We start from the raw sequence: 18396 nt of genomic DNA, 5'->3' as shown, positions 1-18396 counted from the left end.
CGACAAATGCAACGGCCCCGCCAGAGCGGGGCCGGAACGGCGAGCGATGCGGTCACGCTGGCGCTTAGAAACGGTAGCCGAGGCTTGCCGAGATCAGGTCGGTCTCGAAGTCTTCGCCGCCTTCGCTGATGTCGTAGCGCTCGAACTCCGCGCGCATGACGATCTGGTCGACCACGTACTCAAGGCCCGCGCCGTAGAAGGGGTCGGTGCCGTCTTCACTTTCTTTAGCGGTGAGCGTGGAGCTTCTTTCCCCATCCCAGGCGATCATGCCCAGCTTGCCGTAAACGCCGAAGCCGCCTTCGATGGGCAGTTTGCCCACCAGCGCGGCGGTAAAGCCGTCAGCTTTCATAGTACCATTAGCGTATCTGGAACTGGCGGTAAACTCGCCGAAGTCGACGTAGCCGGCCTCGACGGCAAAGTGGGGGTTGAACTGGTAGCCGGCAAACAGCTTGTAGGCGGTATCGCTGTCGTCGGTGCTGGCGCCCCAGCGATCGAGGTCATTGAGGATGTCGTTGTCCATCTTGGCGTGGCCGATGCCGGCGCCCAGGTAGGGGCCTTCGTCGGGATTGTAGACGTGGCTCTGGGCTGCGGCGGTGGTGGCCATCAGGGCGGTGACGGCGGCGGCGAGCAGTCGCTTCATGGGGCGCTCCTTGGCAAGGGAATGTCTTCCGGGGTCGTGGTATGAAGTATGGCTAGGAAAAGGCCAGCGCCGAGGTCGGCGCGGCAGCCGCCGCGAAGTATAGCCGGTATCAAGAAGCGTGAAAACGTGAACTAATGAAACAAAAGGTTGCGGTTTGCTCGTGTCGCCGTCGGGAAATCCGCGCGCCGGCCTTTCAGGTTTGGCGTAACCCGGTACCATTGGCTTGAGTATCACCACCTGCGGGAGCAAGGGACATGACAACAAGCTATAGGCGTATTCTGCAGACTCTGGGGCTGGCGCTGATCGTGGCGCTTGCCGCGGGCCAGCCGGCCGTGGCGTTCGACGAGCCCCAGCACGAGGTTCGCTCCAGCCCCAGCGGGGCGGCGATGACGCTTGACGCCCTGGTAGCGCGCCCGCTGCTCGCCGTGGCGACGGTGGGGGGTACGGCGGTATTTCTGGTGTCGCTGCCGTTCACCGCGCTGGGCGGCGGCGTGGACGAAGCCGCCGAGACGCTGGTCAAGACGCCCGCCGAGGCCACTTTCCGCCGCTGTCTGGGGTGCAAGACCAGCCGCCGGGCGAACGAGCGCTAGGGTGCCGTCAGCCGTGGTAGCGTTTTGACAGCGCCTCGGTCACCCGGGGGTGCACCAGCGGCGAGACGTCGCCGCCGAGCCGGGCGATTTCGCGCACGATGGTGGAGGAGATATAGGAGTTCTCCACCGCCGGGGTAAGAAACACGCTTTCGAGCTCGGGGTTCTGGGCGCGGTTCATGTTGGCCAGCTGCAGCTCGTACTCGAAGTCCGAGACGGCGCGCAGCCCGCGCAGGATCACCGTGGCGTTCTGCTCGTGCATCATCTGCGTGAGCAGGCCGGAAAAGCCGATCACCGAGACGTTGGCGAGCGACGCGCAGGCCTCCCGCACCAGGGCGATGCGGGCCTCGAGGCCGAACGCCGGGTCCTTGCCGGAGCTGGCGGCCACGGCGACTACCACGCGGTCGAAAAGCCGCGCACCGCGCTCGATGATGTCGAAGTGGCCGTGGGTGATGGGGTCGAACGTGCCGGGGTATACCGCGGTGGTCATCAGGACTCCTCGCTGTCTTCCTCGTCGAGCCGGCCGTAGGGGTTATGGGGCCGCAGCGATACCGGCCGGGCATAGCCGGGGATGTCGATGCGGTCGGCATGGATGCCAAGCTCCGGACCTTCGAGCACCGCTTCGCCAAACTGATAGCGCGGCTGGTAGTGGCCCAGATCCGCCTGCTCCAGGTAGGCGGCGGCGGCTTCGCGCACGCCTTCCCGGCGCGCTTTCCAGGCGCTCAAGGCTTCTGCACCGTGGCGCTTTTCCAGCAGCTTTTCGGTCACTCGGGGGGAGAGCACCACCCCGGTGGCGTTGTTGCCGCCAAAGCCCTTGGCGTTGAGAAAGCTGGCGTCGGCGTCAAGCGCCCGAGGCTTTCGGGAGAAGCGCAGCCGCTCGGCGTAGACGTCGTCGGCCACGGCGTCCAGGGTGGGAATGCCGGGGATCATGCCGTAGGCAAAGCTGCCCAGGGCGCTGGTCAGCTGGTCGCCGGCGGCAGAGCCCTGGGAATGGCCGACAAACGCCTTGATCGCCGCTACCGGCCAGTCGGTGATGCCGTGGGCCCGGGCGACTTCGTCGAACACGTGGGACTCGGTGGTGCGGTTTTTCGGCGTGCCGGTGCCGTGGGCGTGGAGGAAGCTGCGCTCTCTGAGCGCCCTTGCGCCGAGCATGTCGCGCACCAGCGCGGCCGCCTTGCCAAGCGTAAGGTAGTTGCCGATGCCGGGGGCGGAGATCGAGCGCTTGAAGCCGTCGGCGTTGACGAACACCTCGGGCACCGCGCCGAGGATCTCGGCGCCTTCTTCCAGCGCCAGGGCGTCGTCCATGAGCATGACGAACTGGCTGGCCTCGGCCATGGTGAAGCCGCAGTTGCGGGCAAAGGGCCGGCAGGCGCGCTGGTAGTCGTCGTCGGTGAGAAGCTCGAGCGCGTCCAGCGCCTTGAGCCCGGCGTCGTCGGCAAGCGCCCCCATGGTGCGAAAGCCCTCGATGATCTCGGGGGTAATGGGGGCGTCGGCGGTGCCTACCATGACCACGCGGCGCCGCCCGGCGCGGATATCGTCGATCCCCAGGCGCAGGTTGTACAGAAAGCTGGCGCAGGCGCCCAGCGCCGCGCCGGTGCCGCCGACGCTGCCCAGCACGTAGGCGTTGAGAAAGTCGGCGGGCATCTGGCCGTAGCCCAGCGGCATCTGCTTGGAAGTGGCGCGCTGGCCGGCGACCAGGCTTTTTAAAAGCCCGCCCCAGCCTTCGTCGTCCAGCTGGCCGATGGAGTTGCCGGCGTAGACGGCCACCTGGTCCGGGTCGAGCCGATCGCGCAGGTGCTCCCACTCGAGGCCGCTGGCCTTCAGGCAGTCGCTGGCGCCGAAAATCGCCATGGACAGCCCGCGGGGGTGGTGTACGCTGCGGTAGAGCGCCGCCGGCTCAAAGCCCCGGGGCAGCTGGGCAGCGGCCCTGACTTTGGGCGTGTGGGCGTCGGGCAGCAGGGCGTTGAACTCACCCCGGGGAACGCTGACCGACACCGTGCGCTGGTCCAGCTCGCGCACTTCCCAGTGGGGCGGCAGATGCTCGGGGAGCTGGCGGCGGCGCAGGGTAAACTCGAGCGGGGCGTCAAGGGCCATGTTGGCCTGGCGGTTGGCCGGCAGGCCCGGGGCGCTGAAGGCCGGATCTTCGTTGCGGCGCACCAGGGTGTGCTTGAGCACCGCCGCGCGCAGCGACTCGGCGTCTGCCGTGCTGCCGCTGCCGGGCTCGACAAGGCGCATCAGGGCGGCCAGACCCTGAACGGTTTGGCGTTGCTGGTCAGCGGGCAGCGCATCAAGCACGGTTCGGCGGAAGGCCTGGTGGCCTGACGTTCTGCCGGCGGGGTTGATGCCGCCCATGCCGACGATCACCGGTAAATGTGACAAGCCGGGTTCCTCGTGGTGCGGTAATGGAAAAAAAGCTGGCGTGCCCCGCTCGGTGCGGGCGCCTGAGTGATAAAACGCAAGTCTAAAAGTCTGCTGGGCGTGATCATAGCACCGGCCGCGCAACGGCGTCATGCCGCAAGCGCTCAAGGCTGATAGAATCACGCTTTTGTGCCCGGAATACGCCATGCCGTCGTCGTCATTGTTGCCTACAGCGTCGCACCCGTCTCGCCGGGTTGTGGTCTCCGGCCAGCCCGGTCCCCATCCTGACCTGGCGCGCCGGGTGGCGCGGGCGTTGGCCACGCCGCTGCAAAAGCCGGTGGCCGAGCACACTCGGGCCGCCTTTGCCCGCGCAAACGCCTGGCTTGCGGCGCAGCAAAGGCCGCTGATGCTGGACGCCGGCTGCGGGGTGGGGCTTTCGACCCGACGGCTGGCGGCGGCGTTTCCCGAGCACGCGGTGATCGGCGTGGACCGCAGCGCCGACCGCCTGAGCCGGGATCACGGCCCGGTGCCGGCGAACGCGCTGCTGGTGCGGGCGGACCTGGTGGATTTCTGGCGGCTTGCCTGGCAGGGCGGCTGGGCGCCGGTGCGGCACTATCTGCTGTACCCCAATCCGTACCCCAAGGCCTCCCAGCTGAAAATGCGCTGGCACGGCCATCCGGTACTGCCGTGGCTGTTGGGTCTGGGCGGGCGGCTTGAGCTACGCACCAACTGGCGCCTGTACGCCGAGGAGTTCGCCCTGGCGGTGACCTGGGCCACCGGCCGCGAGGCGGCGGTGGCGCGCTATGCGCCGGGGGGAGAGTCGGGAGCGGCGTATCTGACGCCGTTCGAGGCCAAGTACGCCGAGGGCGGGCAGCCGCTTTGGCAACTAACGATCGATCTGGAGCGACAATGGCATTTATTTACCTGATTCTGGCGATCGTGGCCGAAGTGGTGGCCACCAGCGCGCTGAAGTCCTCCGCCGGCTTTACCCGGCTGGGGCCCAGCGCGCTGGTCGTGATCGGCTACGGGCTGGCGTTTTATCTGCTGAGCCTGGTGCTGCGCACGCTGCCGGTGGGCGTGGCCTACGCCATCTGGGCCGGGCTTGGCATTGTGCTGGTGACCCTGGTGGGCATGATCGCGTTCGGCGAGCAGCCGGATGCGCCCGCGATTGCGGGGATTTCGCTGATTGTGGCCGGCGTGGTGGTGCTGCAGGTGTTTTCGACCATGAACGTGCATTAAGGACGAGGGACATGATTCATCGTGGATTGCCGCGCGCCGCCTGCGGTCAGCGGCTGGTTCTGTTCGCCGCGGCGGTGGCTCTGGCGCTTTACAGCGGTACGGCGGCCCGGGCGGACTTTTCCCGGCTGGGCAAGCTTGCCGACGACGGCTTTGCCATCAGCGCCGAGGCCCGGCTGCTGGACGGCTCCCGGGAAACCCTGGGCAGCATTGCTCCCCGGCAGGCGCTGTCGCCGGCTTCGGTGACCAAGACCTATACGGCGGCGGCCACGCTTGAGCGCTTTGGCCCCCAGCACCGCTTTACCACGCGCCTGAAAAGCCTCGCCGAGGCGGCCCCGGCCGACGGCGTGCTGAACGCCGACCTGTGGTTTGAGGGCGGCGGCGACCCGGGATTCACCAGCGAGAAGCTCTGGCGGCTGGTCCAGCGCCTGCACCAGGCCGGGGTACGCCGCATCAACGGCGACGTGGTGGTCAGCCAGTGGCGCTTTGGCCCGGTCGAATGTGCCACCACCGACCGCTGCGAGGCGCGCACCCGGGTGGATAACGCCTACAGCGCGCCGCTGTCGTCCGCCGGGGTCAACTTCGGCAGCTGGTGCGTCAATATCGCGCCGGGCCTTGCCCCGGGCGAGCCGGCCCGGGTGACCCACTGCGACGGGCCGCCGTCGCTGGTGTCGGTGGACAACCAGGTCGTCACCCGGCCCGATGACAGCGACACCCGGATCAGCGCCGAGCGCGTCACTACCGACCACGGCGACCTGATGCGCGTCGACGGGCAGATTTCCGCCAACGCCTGGCCCCGGGACGAATACCGCGGCGCCAGCAACGGCGCCGAGCAGACGGCGGACACGCTGACGGCGATGCTCGAGCGCTTCGCCATCGACGTTTCCGGCGCGTCCCGGGTGACCACGGCCAAGCCCCCCGACGCCGCGCAGACTCTCGCCGCGGTGGAAGGCAAGCCGCTGCAGGAGCTGATACTGCGCACGCTGAACTATTCCAACAACTACATGGCCGACGTGCTGGCGCTGAACCTGGTCGAGACCCCCGGCGCCGAGCTTGCCGATGCCGGCCGGGCGCTGGAAAGCTATGCGGCGGGGCTGCCCGGCCACGGCGAGGTGACCCTTGAAAGCGGCAGCGGCCTCACCACCGACAACCGCACCACGGCCCACGGCGTCAACGTGATGCTCGAGTCCATGTATCACCAGAGCTCGCTGTTCCCGAGCTTTGTGGCGGCGCTGCAGTCGCCGGAAAACGGCGTGATGCGCTTTATCCGCCGGGGGCCGGAGAGCTTCCAGCACAACGTCATGCTCAAGACCGGCACGCTCAACGAGCCCTACGCGGTGCGCGCCATGGCGGGGTACTTCCGCACCGCCGGCGGACGCTGGGGCGTGTTCAGCGTGCTGATCAACGGCGATCGCTCAACGCCCTACCTTAGCTGGAGCAAGGTGCTGGAGCCGCTATCTGCGGACCTGGCCGACATGATCGATACGCACTAGGCGGGTCGTGAACCACTGCACAAGGAGCCAGGATGAAGCCTGAGCGTACGGGGTTTTCCCATTTGCTGCACTCCACGCGCTACTCGTTCAACGGGCTGATCGCGGCGTTTCGCCACGAAACGGCGTTTCGCCAGGAGGTGGCCCTGAGCGTCGTGCTGATACCTTTGGCGGTATGGCTGGGGCAGAGCGCGACCCAGGTGCTGCTGCTGATCGGCAGCTGCGTGCTGGTGATGGTGGCCGAGCTCTTGAACAGCGCAGTGGAGAACGTGGTGGACCGCATCGGCACCGAGCATCACGAGCTTTCCGGCCGCGCCAAGGACATCGGCTCGGCGGCGGTGATGCTGGCGCTGGGCTACGCCGCGCTGGTCTGGGGGCTGATGCTCTGGCTGCGCTTCTGGGGCTGATCAATCCCGCGACGGGGAGGGCACGATATGGCGCTGGACAACGATTTTCTGCCGCTGAACGACCTGCCGGCGGCGCTGCACGAAACCGCCGAACAGGCCCGGCTGCGTCTGGCCGAGGCGCTGGAGCACGATCTCGACGACGAAACGCCGGCAGTCTGGCAGGCGCTGCCCGCCTCGCGGCGGGCGGCGCTTGCGCGCACGGTGACGATCTCGAACTTTGCTTTGGACGTGCTGGTCCGCACGCCGGCGCTGCTGGCCGAGCTTATTGACGCCGGCGAGCTGGACGCCGCGCCGGCGGGCGCTGTGCTGGCGCGCCGGCTGGGCGAGGCGCTGGCCGCGGCCGAAGACGAAGCGGCGCTGTACCGAGCGGTGCGGCGCTTTCGTCAGGCGCGGATGCTGGCCATCATCTGGCGCGACCTGAACCGCCCCGACGGCTACGACGTCTGGGACACCACCGCGGCGGTGACGGCCCTGGCCGAAGTCACTCTTGAAGCGACGCTGGGCTGGCTGGAGGCGTTTTACGCTCCGCGCTGGGGCCGTCCGGCTCCTTGCGAAGACGGCTCGGCCCAGCGGCTGGTGGTGCTGGGCATGGGCAAGCTGGGCGCCGGCGAGCTCAACCTGTCGTCGGATATCGACCTGATCTTTGCCTACGCCGAAGACGGCGAGACCCGGGGCGGGCGCAAAACGCTTGCCCATCAGGAATACTTTACCAAGCTGGGGCAAAAGCTGATCGCAGCCCTGGACAATGTCACCGCCGACGGCTTTGCCTTTCGCGTGGATATGCGCCTGCGCCCGCTGGGCGACGGCGGCCCGCTGGTGGGCAGCTTTGCCGCGCTGCTGGCCTACTACCAGGATCAGGGCCGCGAATGGGAACGCTACGCCATGCTCAAGGCGCGCCCGGTGGCCGGCGACGTCGCCGGCGGCGCCGCGCTGCTGCGCGGGCTGCGCCCCTTTGTCTACCGCAAGTATCTGGATTTTGGCGCCATCGAGTCCCTGCGCGGGCTGAAAACCATGATCCACCGCGAGGTCAAGCGGCGCAGCATGGAAAACAACGTCAAGCTCGGCCCCGGCGGCATCCGCGAGGTGGAATTCGTGGTGCAGGCGTTTCAGCTGATTCGCGGCGGCCGCGACACCGAGCTGCAGCAGACTTCCCTGCGCGCCGCCCTCGTGCGGCTGCCGGCGCTGGACCTGCTGCCCCAAGAGGCGGTGGACGAGCTGCTGCCGGACTACGCTTTTCTGCGCGACCTGGAGCACGCGCTGCAGGCGCTGGACGACCGCCAGACCCAGCGGCTGCCCGAGGAGGCCCTGGCCCGGGAGCAGGTGGCACTGGCGCTGGGGTATGACGGCTGGGAAGGCGTGATGGCGCGGCTTGGCGAAGGCCGCGAGCGCATCCAGCACTATTTCGACGACGTCATCGCCGAGCCCGAAGAGGACGTGGAAGACGACAGCGAAACGCCGGGGCTCGAGCAGTGGCGCCGGCTGTGGCGCGGCGAGCTTGCCGCAGAAGACGCCGAACGCCGCCTCGCCGAGGCCGGGTTTGACGACCCCGCCGCGGCGCGCCAACGCCTTGAACGCCTGCATCAGTCCCGGGCGGTGCAGAGCATGCAGGCCATCGGCTTTGAGCGCCTGGACGCGCTGATGCCGCTGCTGCTCGATGCCCTGGCGCACAACCCTACCCCGGACGCCGCGCTGCCTCGAGTGCAGCCGCTGATCGAGGCGGTGCTGCGGCGCACGGCCTATCTTGCCCTGCTGCGGGAAAATCCCCAGGCGCTGGAGCATTTGATGCGCCTGTGTGCGGCAAGCCCGTGGATTGCCGACCAGCTGGCGCGCTACCCGATTCTGCTCGACGAGCTGCTGACCCCGGAGTCGCTTTACACCCCGGCGAACAAGGCGCGGCTCGCCGACGAGCTGCGCCAGACCCTGAACCGCCTGCCCGAAGACGACGAGGAAGCCCAGATGGAAGCGCTGCGGGTGTTCAAGCACGCCCAGACGCTGCACGTGGCCGCCTCGGACATCGCCGGCACCCGCCATCTGATGAAGGTCAGCGACTATTTGACCTACATCGCCGAGGTGATTCTCGACGCGGTGCTTGCCATGGCGTGGAAACACATGGTCCGCAAGCACGGCGTGCCGCCGGGCATCGGCCGCGACGCGCCGGATTTTCTCATCGTCGGCTACGGCAAGCTGGGCGGCATCGAGCTGGGGTACGGGTCGGACCTGGATCTGGTGTTTTTGCACCGCGGCACCCGGGGGGCCACCGACGGTCGCCGCCAGGTGGATGCGTCGGTGTTTTTCACCCGCCTGGGCCAGCGGATGATCCACCTGCTCACCGCGGTGACGCCGGCGGGCAGCCTTTACGAGGTGGACATGCGCCTGCGGCCATCGGGCAACGCCGGGCTTTTGGTGACGTCGCTGCCCGCCTTTGCCGACTACCAGCGCCAGAACGCCTGGACCTGGGAGCACCAGGCGCTGGTGCGCGCCCGGGTGGTGGCCGGCGACGCGGCGCTCGCCGACGACTTTAACGCCGTGCGCAAGGAAGTGCTGGGCCGGCCCCGGGACCGTCGGGCGCTGCGCGACGACGTGGTCCGCATGCGCCATCGGATGCGCGCTCACCTGGGCAGCCGCACCCGGGATACGTTTGACGTCAAGCAGGACGCCGGCGGCATGATCGATATCGAGTTTCTCTGCCAGTACGCGGTGCTGGCGCTGGGCATCGAGGCGCCGGCGCTGCTGGCCTACAGCGACAGCGTGCGCATTCTCGAGACCCTGGCCGAAAGCGGCCACCTGCCCGACGACGAGGCCGGGGCGCTGCGCGAGGCCTATCTGGCCTATCGCAGCACCACCCACCGCGCCGCGCTGACCGGCGACAAACCGCGCATGGCCGCGGGGGCGTTTGATGGCCACCGGCGCGCCGTCCAGGCGCTCTGGGAGCGCTTTCTCGAGCCGCCGGCCAGTGCCGGCGAGCAAGCCTAGGCGTTTGCCGGCGCCGTCTCGGTCAGGCTCAGCGCGAGTTCACGCTGTCGTCCTTGACGTCAAAGCTGCCTTCCAGCGCGTCTTGGGGGCGCCGGGACTCGCGGTAGGTGCCGCCGCCGATGTCGGTGGCCTGTTCGGCACGCATGGCGTCCATGCGCTTTTTCATCTTGTGGCGCATGAAGGGCATCATTGCCCAGCCGATCAGCAGCAGGAAAAAGCCCAGCACCAGCGCCACGATCATCATGGCGCCGAACAAAAGCCAGGTGAAAAACAGCCGGATGCTGCCGCCAAGGCTTGCCGGGCGCGACTGGGCGGCTCTGGCGCGCCACTGCTGGGCGGCCTGCCAGGCGGCGTTGCGGGTATTGCGCTGTGTCATGAAACTCTCCTGAAGACGCTCCTCTAGACGCAGGGTGTTGCGCGTGCGTCTGTCTGTCCAGTAGAACACTGTACGGCGCTTGAGTTCACTCGGCGCGTCGTTCTGTGCCTTGCCGGCGTAAGGCGTGACGCCTGTGTTGCATGAAGGCAGGCTTATGCACCTTTCGGGCTTAGCTGATAGAGTCGGCACGGTGCCGACAAGGGGTCGGCAGCAGCGCTTTCGATAACGGACTCACGGCAAGGGGACGAAATGGCGGATCACGGCGGCAGGACGGTATTTATCGCCTCGGCGATAATTATCCTGGGGCTGGTGCTAATCGGGGCGGCGTTTCCCGAAGGCTTCGGCAACGCGGCCCAGGCAGCGCTGGATACCATCACCCGGCTGTTCGGCTGGTTTTATCTGTTTTCGATATTCGGGTTTGTGGTGTTTCTGCTGGGGCTGGCGTTCTCCAAGTACGGCAAGGTGCGCCTTGGCCCCCAGGACAGCACGCCCAACTACAGCTTCTTTTCCTGGGTGAGCATGCTGCTCGCCGCCGGCTTTGGCGTGGGGCTGGTGTTCTACGGCATGGCCGAGCCCATGACGCACTATATCGAGCCGCCCTACGGCGACGAAACGCCGGAAAGCGTGGCCGCGGCGCGCTACGCCATTCAGTACACCTATTTCAACTGGGGGATTCACCAGTGGGCGGCGTTTTCCGTGGTGGGGCTGATTATCGCCTACTTCCAGTTCCGCAAGGGGCAGGCGGGGCTGGTGTCCTCGGTGCTTTCATCGGTCACCGCGAAATACCCGCGGGTGCGACCCTACGCCTCCTGGCTCGACGTTTTTGCCGTGGTGGCCACGGTCATGGGCGTGGCCACTTCGCTGGGGCTTGGCGTTCTGCAGATGAACGGCGGGCTCAACGCGGTGTTCGGCCTGCCGGAAAACGGCTGGTGGCAGTTCATCATTCTGCTGGTCATGTTTTGTGCCTACATGGCCTCGACCTGGTCGGGGCTGGACAAAGGCATCAAGCGCCTTTCCAACCTCAACATGGCGCTGTGCATCGGTCTGATGCTTTACGTGCTGCTCAGCGGCCCCACGGTGGCGATTCTCGAGACGATCACCCTGGGTATCGGCGACTACCTGCAGAACTTCGTCGGCATGAGCCTGCGCATTGCGCCGTACGACGAGACCAACTGGGGTAACGACTGGACGATTTTCTACTGGGCCTGGGTGATCGCCTGGTCGCCGTTTGTGGGCACTTTCGTGGCCCGGGTATCGCGGGGGCGCACCATCAAGGAGTACGTCTTTGGCGTACTGCTGGTGCCGCCGCTTCTGGCCTGCATGTGGATCGGCGTTTTCGGCGGGGCGGCGCTGCACATGGATCTTGGCGGCAGCGATATCGGCCTGGCCCAGGCGACCCAGGACAATATTACCGTGGCGCTGTTCGAGATGTTCGATCTGATGCCGTTTTCCGGCGTGCTGTCGATCATGGCGATGATACTGATCTTTGTGTTCCTGGTGACCTCGGCGGACTCGGCTTCCTATATCGTGGCGCAGATGACCGACAGCGGCTCGATCAACCCGCCGCTTTACAAGCGCGTGCTGTGGGGGGTGCTGATCGCCGCGATATGCCTGACGCTGATCGTGGCCGGCGGCCTCAGCGGGCTGCAGTCGGCGTCGGTGCTGTCGGCGCTGCCGTTTACGTTTATTCTCTACATGATGGTGGTGGTGCTGCTGCGCGAGCTGCGCGCCGACCGCAAGGCCATGCTCACCCAGCTGTATCGTCGCCACGGCGATACGCCGGTGGGGGCGGACGCTTTCGAGGCCGACCAGCTCGGCGAAGACGAGCGGCTGCGGCGGGCGCCGAGCGTGGTCAACCGGCGCATCAACCGCTAGGCGCAGGCGCGGGGCAGGGGTGCTGAGCCCAAGGAGCAAAGCGGCGTAATGGCAAAAGACTCGCGACCCGGCCCCGCTCGGCGTGGCGCTACCCGGCGGAAGGCCGAGCGCCCCGCGCCCGCCGTCGGCCGGCTCGACCGCTGGCTGAACGCGGCGGTGACGATTGCCGTCGTGACGGCGCTGATTGTAGGCACGGCGGCGGTGCTCGCGCACTGGCTGCTGTAGCCGGCGCGCCAAGCCTTCGCCTTCCTGACCACCGTTGAAACCACCGGGAGCCGCCATGCCGTCTGCCTTGCCTGAGTCCGATACCCGCCGTGCTTCCGGTGCGGGCCACCGCTACGCCTCACGCCGGGAGATTGTCGGCTGGGCGATGTTCGATTTCGCCAACCAGGCCTATACGCTGTTGATCATCACCGTGGTCTTTGGTGATCTTTATACGACGGTGATTGTCGGCGAGTATGGCGGCAGCTACCGGCTGGCCAACTTTCTCTGGAGCCTGGCGCTGGCGGTAAGCTATCTGCTGGTGGTGCTGACCGCGCCCCTGTGCGGTGCCATCATGGACTGCCGCGCGGAAAAAAAGCGTTTTCTGTGGTGGAGCTATGTAGCCACCGTTGTCTCGACCGCGCTTTTGTACTTTGTCGGGCCGGGCTACGTTGTGTCCGGGCTTTTGCTGATCGTCGTCTCCAACTACGCCTATTCCATGGGCGAGTCGTTCATTGCCGCTTTTTTGCCCGGCCTGGGGCCGCCGGCGGCGCTGGGGAAAATTTCCGGCTTCGGCTGGGCGCTGGGCTACCTGGGCGGGCTTTTTGCCGCCGGCTTTACCCTGCTGGTGCTGGGCGAGGCCACGGCGGAAAACTTCGAGCGCATCCGCTTTGTGGGCCCGTTTGCCGCCGGGTTTTTCCTGATAGCCGCCATTCCCACCTTTGCCTGGCTGAAAGAGCGCGCGACGCCGCAGCCGGTGAGCGCCTCTTACGTGCGTATTGCCCGCCAGCGAGTACTGGCAACCTGGCGAGATTTGCGCCACTTTAGGGACCTGAGCCTGTTTCTGGTCTCGCTTTTGTTTTCCATGGCCGGGGTCTACATCATCATTGCCTTTGCCTTTATCTACGGCGGGCAGGTAATCGGCTGGGATGCGGGGGTGCGCAACGTCATGTTCATCATCGTGCAGATCACCGCTGCCGGCGGCGCCCTGGGCTTTGGCGCCCTGCAGGATCGGCTTGGCGGCAAGCGCACCTACCAGCTGACGCTCGCGCTCTGGGTGGCGGCGATCATTGCCATCTGGGCCACGCCGGCGCTGACCGAATGGGTCAATGACCGCCTTGGCCTGACGTGGCAGGCTCAGCATCTGTTTCTGGTGGTGGGGTGTCTGGCCGGGGCGAGTCTGGGTTCCAGCCAGTCGGCCAGCCGTACGCTGGTGGGGCTTTTTTCCCCGGCGGGGAAGTCCGCCGAATTTTTTGGTTTCTGGGGGCTGGCCAACAAGCTGGCCGGGGTATTGGGTATCGTGCTGCTGGGCACGCTGCAGGTGCTGGTGGGGCTCGCCGGGTCGATACTGCTTTGCGCGGCGCTGTTCATGGTGGCCATGCTGATCTGCACACGCGTTAACGAGTCGCGGGGCCGCGCGGCAGCCGGGCAGTGGCGGCCGGAAGAGTCCGGTGACTAGGAGGGCGTATGGCAGCAAAAGCGCAGGGGCAGCGCGGCGGTCTTGTCATGATGCTGCTGTTCTGGGTGCTGCTGATCGTGGGCGGCACCTGGTGGCTCAAGGGTGGCCTTGAGGCGCTGCAAAATCCCAATGCTCAAGTCGTCGCCTCGGCGGAGCCGGGCACGCCGATCACGCTTGAGCGCGATCGCGCCGGACATTTCAAGGCGCCGGGGGAGATCAACGGCGTGCCGGTGACGTTTTTGCTCGATACCGGCGCCACCTACGTGGCCCTGTCCGCCGGGCTTGCCGACAGGCTTGAGCTGGAGCGCGGCCGACACGTCTGGTTCAACACCGCCAACGGTCGGGTGCAGGGAACGCTGGTGGATCTGGACTCGGTGAGCCTGGGCGGCATTCGTCTGGACAACGTTCAGGGCTCGGTCAGCCCCAACATGGAAGACGACACGGTGCTGCTGGGCATGAGCTTTTTAAGCCATCTGGCGATCGAGATTCGCGGAGGAGAAATGGTGCTCACGCTGCCCGAGGCGCGCGGCGAGGGGTAGCGCAGAAAAAGCAGAGTTTGTGCACGACTTGTACAGGGCCGGCGGCTATGCTTAGCTTGGCGAGGCACCGATGCCGACCGCGAGACACCCCTGCTTGCAGGATGATTGTTAACGGGATGACAACGCTAACCAGCTAAGGAGCTGCCATGGGCATTGAAGTAGGTGGACTGTTAGGCCTCATCTGGCTGATTATCGTTATCTGGGCCATCGTCAAGGTGGCGAAAAGCTCGGCAGGCGGTTTGGCCAAGCTGCTGTGGATTCTGGTACTGCTGCTTTTCCCGCTATTCGGGCTGATCATCTGGCTATTGCTGGGACCCAAGGGGTAGCGTCAAGCACCGTCGAAAAGGCAGGCCCGAGAGCCTGCCTTTTTTTGCATGGAGGCCTGGCCAGTCAAGGCCTCGAGAAAATCCCGGCCCGGCGCAAACGGCGCCGGGCCTTTTTGCCCGACGTTGATAGCGCTCGGGTGACAGGGCGCCGGATGAGGGTAAAATGGACGCCCGGCGCCCGATCAGTCGTTGTCGTCGCTATGGTTCGAGTCTGACAGCCGGGGATGGTCGGGGTCGTAGTGCCCCGGCACCGTCAGCCGTTCGCCGTTGGGCAGGTCGTGCACCTGGGTGGGGACGTAAACGCGCTTGATGACGCTTTTGGGTTTGCGCTGGGTCATGCGGTTTTCCTTTCTGTCAGCGGTTCGACAGCGAGCGCCCCGCAGCGGTATCGGCCGGGCGCCCGCGGCGCCTGACTTATTTTGCGGCATAGCGCAAGCGCTGTCATCCCGCAGCGGCAAGGTGTCGTTTATTATGCATATTGTCGGGTATCAAGGGTTGCCCGAGCGGAGTCAAGAGTACACATGGTCGATCATCTGGAAAAACAGTTTCAAACGCTGAGCCAGGATAGCGGCGGCGCGGACGACGCCGAACGGGAACACGTGCTGATTATCGAAGACGATCAGCGGCTGGCCGACCTGACCCGGGATTATCTGGAAGCCAACGGCTTTCGGGTAACGCTCGAGGCCGACGGTGCCAGCGGCGTCGAGCGCATTACCGGCCTGCAGCCGGATCTGGTGATTCTCGACCTGATGCTGCCCGGCGAGGACGGGCTTTCCATCTGCCGCCGGGCGCGGCCCCACTACGCCGGTCCGATCATGATGCTGACCGCGCGCACCGACGATCTGGACCAGGTGCTGGGGCTGGAAATGGGTGCCGACGACTACATGCCCAAGCCGGTCAAGCCCCGGGTGCTGCTGGCGCGGGTGCGGGCCCTGCTGCGCCGTGCCGAAGGCGGCTTGCCGGCCGGCGACGAAGCGCGGCTGCGCTTCGACAATCTGGAAATCGACCACGCCACCCGGGAGGCCTGGCTCTCCGGCGAGCGTATTGACCTGACCAGCGCCGAGTTCGACCTGCTGTGGCTGTTGGCCAGCAACGCCGGGCGGGTGCTGACTCGGGAAGAAATCTTCGAAGACCTGCGCGGCATCAAGTATGACGGCCAGGACCGCTCCATCGACGTGCGCGTGTCGCGTATTCGCCCCAAGATCGGCGACGACACCCACCACCCGCACCGTATCAAGACCGTGCGCAGTAAAGGCTATCTGTTCGTCAAGGACGGCTGACGTCGTCGTCATGGACGATTCACCCCACGCCGGCGTCGCTGCCGGCGCGAGCGCGAGAGAGGAACGATGCGCTGGAGGCTCCGCCGCGGCTCGTTTACCCGCTTTTATCTGCTGCTGATCACCATCCTGCTGGCAGTCTTTTTGATTGCGCTGGGCGGCCGCGCGCTGATCGATCAGGTCCGCCGCGAAGACTACCGCGAACAGATGGCAGCGCTGCCCGTGTCGCTGGCGATCGCGCAGCTTTCGGCGCTTGACCCCGACCAGCGCGAGCAGCGCCTGGCGGCGCTGGGCGAGCGGCTGGGCATGGCGCTCGAGCTTGAGCGCATGGAGGCCGCCGACCTGGGCTATTTTGACCGGGCCCGGCTGGAGCAGGGCAAGGTGCGGGTAAGCGCCTCGCCCTGGGTGCTGCGCAAGCGCCTGCCGGACTCGGACTGGCTGCTGACGGCCCGGCTTGACGACGACTGGAGCGAGCGCCACTGGCACGCCGTCGCGCAGCTGCTGGGGGAATGGCTGGCCGCTCAGCCGGCCGACCAGCGCCGCGAGCGCCTGAACGGGCTGGCCTCGGGAAGCTGGCCGGTGTCGCTGCACGAGCGCCTGCCCGAGTCGCTTGCCGCCGGGCAGCGCGCCGCGCTGGATAGAGGGCAGGTCGTGACCCGGCTTGAACACGAGCAGCTGGCGGTCACTTTCTGGGCCCGGCTGCCCGGCGAGGCGCGCTGGGTCAAGATGGGCCCCATGAACCGCGGCGGCTCGCTGGCGCTCAACCTCAATCTGCCGCTGATCATGGGGCTGTTGCTGGCATTTTCGCTGAGTATCTACCTGGTGATGCGCAGTATCGAGTCGCGCCTGGGGCGACTCGAGCTTGCCGCCGGGCGGATTGCCAACGGCCGCCTGGAAACCCGGGTCAAGGTGGAAGGCAGCGACTTTCTGGGCCGGCTGGGCATGGCGTTCAACGGCATGGCAAGCCAGGTGCAGGCGCTTTTACGCGGCCAGCAGGAGATGATTCGCGCCGTCTCCCACGAGCTGCGCACGCCGGTGGCCCGTATCCGCTTTGCCGCGCAGATGGTCGAAGACATGACCGACGACCCCGTCATCCATCGTCAGCTGCGGGGCATCGACGCCGACATCGGCGAGCTTGACGAACTGATCGATGAAATCCTCACCTTTGCCCGGCTCGGCGGGCCCGTCACGGGCGAAATGGAGATGACCCGGGTCGAGTGCCGGGCGATCGCCAGCCGCGTGATCGACACGCTGGCGCCGCTGCATGAAGGCCTGACGCTGCGTCTGGCGGAGGGCCCTGAGGTGGCGCTTCAGGCCGAGCCGCGCTATCTGCAGCGGGCGCTGCAAAACCTGGTGAGCAACGCCTGCCGCCACGGCCATTCCCAAGTGACGGTGACGCTGACCGGCGAGCCGGAGCTGGTGCGCATCGACGTGGAAGACGACGGCCCCGGCGTGCCCGTTGATGCCCGGGAAGAGATCTTTCAGCCCTTTTCCCGGCTGGATACCAGCCGTAACCGCAGCTCCGGCGGTTACGGACTGGGGCTTTCCATCGTGCAGAAGATCATGGCCAGCCACGGCGGCAGCGCCAGCGTGGATCAGAGCGAGACGCTGGGCGGCGCCCGTTTTACCCTGGTGTTTCCGCGTCGCGGCCCGCCGGCCTGATGCCCGAGAGCACCGCAAACGAGGTTTCCCGGGCGGTGCGCAGAAAGTCCTGCATCCACGGCGCCTCCCGGGTGTCGTCGCGCAGCGCGGCGTACAGCGTGCTCCATGTTCCGCTTTCCCCGAGCGGCACGGCGCTGACGTAGTCGCGCTCGAGATACTCGGTCAGCGCCCAGCTCGGCAGCGCGCAGACTCCGCGCCCGCTCGCCACCAGCTGCATCATCATGATGGTGAGCTCCGCGGTGCGGACCTCCTCCGGCCTGACCCCCGCCGGGTCGAGAAACTGGGTAAACACGTCCAGCCGCGACTGTTCCACCGGGTAGGTGATCAGCGTCTGGTCGGACAGCATCTCGGGCACCACGAAGTCCTGCCCGGCCAGGGGGTGCTGGCGCGCCACTGCCAAAAGCCCTTCGTAGCGAAACAGCGGCGCGTAGTGAATGCCGTCAATGGGCTGGGGGTCGGCGGTGATGACCAGGTCGAGCTGTTCCCGGGCCAGCGCCGGCAGCGGTTCAAAGTGATGGCCGGTGGGAATGTCGATTTCGATTTCCGGCCAGTGGTCGCGAAAATGGTCCACCGTGGGCATCAGCCACTGAAAGCAGCTGTGGCATTCGATGGCCATGTGCAGCCGTCCCTGCTCGGTGCCGGCAAGCCTGGCCACGTCGCGCTCGGCCTCGCGCACCCGGGGCAGTACCTGCTCGGCCAGCGCCAGAAGCCGCTCTCCGGTTCGGGTAAACGCCACCGGCCGGGATTTGCGTACGAACAGCGCGCTGTCCAGGCGGCTTTCCAGGTCCTTGAGCTGATGGGAAAGCGCCGACTGGGTAAGGTGGACGCGCTCGGCGGCCTCGACCAGCGAGCCGGTTTCGCGCAGGGCGAGCAGGGTGCGGAGGTGGCGAAGCTCGATCATGATGAGTGGTTTTCACTGCCTGTATTAAAAAGATTAGTTTGATTCAGTTTTATCCCGTACGCAAACTGTCGGCACGTTTCCCCGAATCG

19 protein-coding genes are annotated in these 18396 nt (G+C 66.6%); 13 read left to right on the top strand and 6 right to left on the bottom strand.

Features of this window, described 5'->3' with window-relative positions; translation table 11 throughout:
- Positions 1 to 64: 64 nt before the first annotated feature.
- Positions 65 to 640 (bottom strand): outer membrane beta-barrel protein, encoded by a 576-nt coding sequence (locus P1P91_RS12940; RefSeq protein ID WP_311883138.1) that lies wholly within the window; start codon positions 638 to 640, stop codon positions 65 to 67.
- A 254-nt stretch (positions 641 to 894) separates the two neighbouring features.
- On the opposite strand from P1P91_RS12940, the gene P1P91_RS12935 reads away from it, so the two are divergent.
- Entirely contained in the window at positions 895 to 1230 is a 336-nt protein-coding gene (locus tag P1P91_RS12935; protein WP_311883137.1) for a hypothetical protein, read from the top strand.
- A gap of 7 nt (positions 1231 to 1237) precedes the next feature.
- On the opposite strand, the gene coaD is transcribed toward P1P91_RS12935, so the two are convergent.
- Together coaD and P1P91_RS12925 are read right to left on the bottom strand one after the other, a co-directional pair.
- The gene (gene coaD / locus P1P91_RS12930; RefSeq protein WP_311883136.1) at positions 1238 to 1717 is read right to left on the bottom strand and encodes a pantetheine-phosphate adenylyltransferase; all 480 of its coding nucleotides are present in this window, start codon (positions 1715 to 1717) and stop codon (positions 1238 to 1240) included.
- Positions 1717 to 3579, bottom strand: coding sequence for a beta-ketoacyl synthase (locus P1P91_RS12925; protein WP_311885806.1), 1863 nt, complete (start codon positions 3577 to 3579; stop codon positions 1717 to 1719). Before P1P91_RS12925 ends, coaD begins: the two co-directional genes overlap by 1 nt.
- A gap of 211 nt (positions 3580 to 3790) precedes the next feature.
- Here P1P91_RS12925 and P1P91_RS12920 point away from each other — a divergent pair, with 211 nt between their 5' ends.
- From P1P91_RS12920 to glnE, 5 genes are read left to right on the top strand one after another with little or no spacing between them, the layout of a single operon-like run.
- Positions 3791 to 4513 carry a class I SAM-dependent methyltransferase gene (locus P1P91_RS12920; RefSeq protein ID WP_311885804.1) on the top strand — a complete coding sequence of 241 codons (723 nt, stop codon included), beginning with the start codon at positions 3791 to 3793 and terminating at the stop codon, positions 4511 to 4513.
- Positions 4495 to 4824 carry a DMT family transporter gene (locus P1P91_RS12915; RefSeq protein ID WP_311883135.1) on the top strand — a complete coding sequence of 110 codons (330 nt, stop codon included), beginning with the start codon at positions 4495 to 4497 and terminating at the stop codon, positions 4822 to 4824. Before P1P91_RS12920 ends, P1P91_RS12915 begins: the two co-directional genes overlap by 19 nt.
- An 11-nt stretch (positions 4825 to 4835) precedes the next feature.
- Complete coding sequence (gene dacB / locus P1P91_RS12910) at positions 4836 to 6314, top strand: D-alanyl-D-alanine carboxypeptidase/D-alanyl-D-alanine endopeptidase (protein WP_311883134.1); 1479 nt, start codon at positions 4836 to 4838, stop codon at positions 6312 to 6314.
- Positions 6315 to 6346: 32 nt separating this feature from the next.
- The gene (locus tag P1P91_RS12905; RefSeq protein WP_311883133.1) at positions 6347 to 6718 is read left to right on the top strand and encodes a diacylglycerol kinase; all 372 of its coding nucleotides are present in this window, start codon (positions 6347 to 6349) and stop codon (positions 6716 to 6718) included.
- A 27-nt stretch (positions 6719 to 6745) separates the two neighbouring features.
- On the top strand, positions 6746 to 9691 hold the full coding sequence (gene glnE / locus P1P91_RS12900) for a bifunctional [glutamate--ammonia ligase]-adenylyl-L-tyrosine phosphorylase/[glutamate--ammonia-ligase] adenylyltransferase (protein WP_311883131.1): 2946 nt from the start codon (positions 6746 to 6748) through the stop codon (positions 9689 to 9691).
- A 28-nt stretch (positions 9692 to 9719) separates the two neighbouring features.
- Here the strand turns inward: glnE and P1P91_RS12895 are convergent, their stop codons facing one another.
- The gene (locus P1P91_RS12895) at positions 9720 to 10067 is read right to left on the bottom strand and encodes a hypothetical protein (protein ID WP_311883129.1); all 348 of its coding nucleotides are present in this window, start codon (positions 10065 to 10067) and stop codon (positions 9720 to 9722) included.
- 249 nt (positions 10068 to 10316) lie between these two features.
- On the opposite strand from P1P91_RS12895, the gene P1P91_RS12890 reads away from it, so the two are divergent.
- The 5 genes from P1P91_RS12890 (at position 10317) to P1P91_RS12870 (ending at position 14467) form a co-directional block, all read left to right on the top strand.
- Positions 10317 to 11942, top strand: coding sequence for a BCCT family transporter (locus P1P91_RS12890; protein ID WP_311883128.1), 1626 nt, complete (start codon positions 10317 to 10319; stop codon positions 11940 to 11942).
- A 48-nt stretch (positions 11943 to 11990) separates the two neighbouring features.
- Positions 11991 to 12167, top strand: a complete 177-nt coding sequence (locus P1P91_RS12885; RefSeq protein WP_311883126.1) for a hypothetical protein — start codon at positions 11991 to 11993, stop codon at positions 12165 to 12167.
- Positions 12168 to 12222: 55 nt separating this feature from the next.
- Entirely contained in the window at positions 12223 to 13602 is a 1380-nt protein-coding gene (locus tag P1P91_RS12880) for an MFS transporter (protein ID WP_311883125.1), read from the top strand.
- Positions 13603 to 13610: 8 nt separating this feature from the next.
- On the top strand, positions 13611 to 14141 hold the full coding sequence (locus tag P1P91_RS12875) for a retropepsin-like aspartic protease family protein (RefSeq protein ID WP_311883124.1): 531 nt from the start codon (positions 13611 to 13613) through the stop codon (positions 14139 to 14141).
- A 146-nt stretch (positions 14142 to 14287) separates the two neighbouring features.
- A complete protein-coding gene (locus P1P91_RS12870) occupies positions 14288 to 14467 on the top strand; it encodes a PLDc N-terminal domain-containing protein (protein WP_311883123.1) in 180 nt (59 codons plus the stop codon).
- 182 nt (positions 14468 to 14649) lie between these two features.
- Here the strand turns inward: P1P91_RS12870 and P1P91_RS12865 are convergent, their stop codons facing one another.
- Entirely contained in the window at positions 14650 to 14805 is a 156-nt protein-coding gene (locus P1P91_RS12865; RefSeq protein ID WP_311883118.1) for a hypothetical protein, read from the bottom strand.
- A gap of 183 nt (positions 14806 to 14988) precedes the next feature.
- Here P1P91_RS12865 and P1P91_RS12860 point away from each other — a divergent pair, with 183 nt between their 5' ends.
- Together P1P91_RS12860 and P1P91_RS12855 are read left to right on the top strand one after the other, a co-directional pair.
- Entirely contained in the window at positions 14989 to 15747 is a 759-nt protein-coding gene (locus tag P1P91_RS12860; RefSeq protein WP_311883116.1) for a winged helix-turn-helix domain-containing protein, read from the top strand.
- 66 nt (positions 15748 to 15813) lie between these two features.
- Positions 15814 to 17406 (top strand): ATP-binding protein, encoded by a 1593-nt coding sequence (locus P1P91_RS12855; protein WP_311883114.1) that lies wholly within the window; start codon positions 15814 to 15816, stop codon positions 17404 to 17406.
- On the opposite strand, the gene P1P91_RS12850 is transcribed toward P1P91_RS12855, so the two are convergent.
- Positions 17369 to 18307, bottom strand: a complete 939-nt coding sequence (locus tag P1P91_RS12850) for a LysR family transcriptional regulator (RefSeq protein ID WP_311883113.1) — start codon at positions 18305 to 18307, stop codon at positions 17369 to 17371. The two genes, P1P91_RS12855 and P1P91_RS12850, sit on opposite strands and share 38 nt — an antisense overlap.
- Positions 18308 to 18396 lie beyond the last annotated feature (89 nt).

It is taken from the genome of Halomonas piscis, assembly GCF_031886125.1.
Classification (GTDB): domain Bacteria; phylum Pseudomonadota; class Gammaproteobacteria; order Pseudomonadales; family Halomonadaceae; genus Vreelandella; species Vreelandella piscis.
The sequence above is the reverse complement of the archived record's forward strand: the minus strand, read 5'-3'. Positions and strand labels throughout refer to the sequence as shown.

Coding starts and splice junctions, on each gene's coding strand:
- glnE (WP_311883131.1), top strand. CDS start 6,746: ATGGCGCTGGACAACGATTTTCTGCCGCTGAACGACCTGCCGGCGGCG.
- P1P91_RS12940 (WP_311883138.1), bottom strand. CDS start 640: ATGAAGCGACTGCTCGCCGCCGCCGTCACCGCCCTGATGGCCACCACC.
- P1P91_RS12895 (WP_311883129.1), bottom strand. CDS start 10,067: ATGACACAGCGCAATACCCGCAACGCCGCCTGGCAGGCCGCCCAGCAG.
- P1P91_RS12850 (WP_311883113.1), bottom strand. CDS start 18,307: ATGATCGAGCTTCGCCACCTCCGCACCCTGCTCGCCCTGCGCGAAACC.
- P1P91_RS12885 (WP_311883126.1), top strand. CDS start 11,991: ATGGCAAAAGACTCGCGACCCGGCCCCGCTCGGCGTGGCGCTACCCGG.
- coaD (WP_311883136.1), bottom strand. CDS start 1,717: ATGACCACCGCGGTATACCCCGGCACGTTCGACCCCATCACCCACGGC.
- P1P91_RS12905 (WP_311883133.1), top strand. CDS start 6,347: ATGAAGCCTGAGCGTACGGGGTTTTCCCATTTGCTGCACTCCACGCGC.
- P1P91_RS12865 (WP_311883118.1), bottom strand. CDS start 14,805: ATGACCCAGCGCAAACCCAAAAGCGTCATCAAGCGCGTTTACGTCCCC.
- P1P91_RS12870 (WP_311883123.1), top strand. CDS start 14,288: ATGGGCATTGAAGTAGGTGGACTGTTAGGCCTCATCTGGCTGATTATC.
- P1P91_RS12855 (WP_311883114.1), top strand. CDS start 15,814: ATGCGCTGGAGGCTCCGCCGCGGCTCGTTTACCCGCTTTTATCTGCTG.
- P1P91_RS12890 (WP_311883128.1), top strand. CDS start 10,317: ATGGCGGATCACGGCGGCAGGACGGTATTTATCGCCTCGGCGATAATT.
- P1P91_RS12920 (WP_311885804.1), top strand. CDS start 3,791: ATGCCGTCGTCGTCATTGTTGCCTACAGCGTCGCACCCGTCTCGCCGG.
- P1P91_RS12915 (WP_311883135.1), top strand. CDS start 4,495: ATGGCATTTATTTACCTGATTCTGGCGATCGTGGCCGAAGTGGTGGCC.
- P1P91_RS12860 (WP_311883116.1), top strand. CDS start 14,989: ATGGTCGATCATCTGGAAAAACAGTTTCAAACGCTGAGCCAGGATAGC.
- dacB (WP_311883134.1), top strand. CDS start 4,836: ATGATTCATCGTGGATTGCCGCGCGCCGCCTGCGGTCAGCGGCTGGTT.
- P1P91_RS12935 (WP_311883137.1), top strand. CDS start 895: ATGACAACAAGCTATAGGCGTATTCTGCAGACTCTGGGGCTGGCGCTG.
- P1P91_RS12880 (WP_311883125.1), top strand. CDS start 12,223: ATGCCGTCTGCCTTGCCTGAGTCCGATACCCGCCGTGCTTCCGGTGCG.
- P1P91_RS12875 (WP_311883124.1), top strand. CDS start 13,611: ATGGCAGCAAAAGCGCAGGGGCAGCGCGGCGGTCTTGTCATGATGCTG.
- P1P91_RS12925 (WP_311885806.1), bottom strand. CDS start 3,579: ATGGGCGGCATCAACCCCGCCGGCAGAACGTCAGGCCACCAGGCCTTC.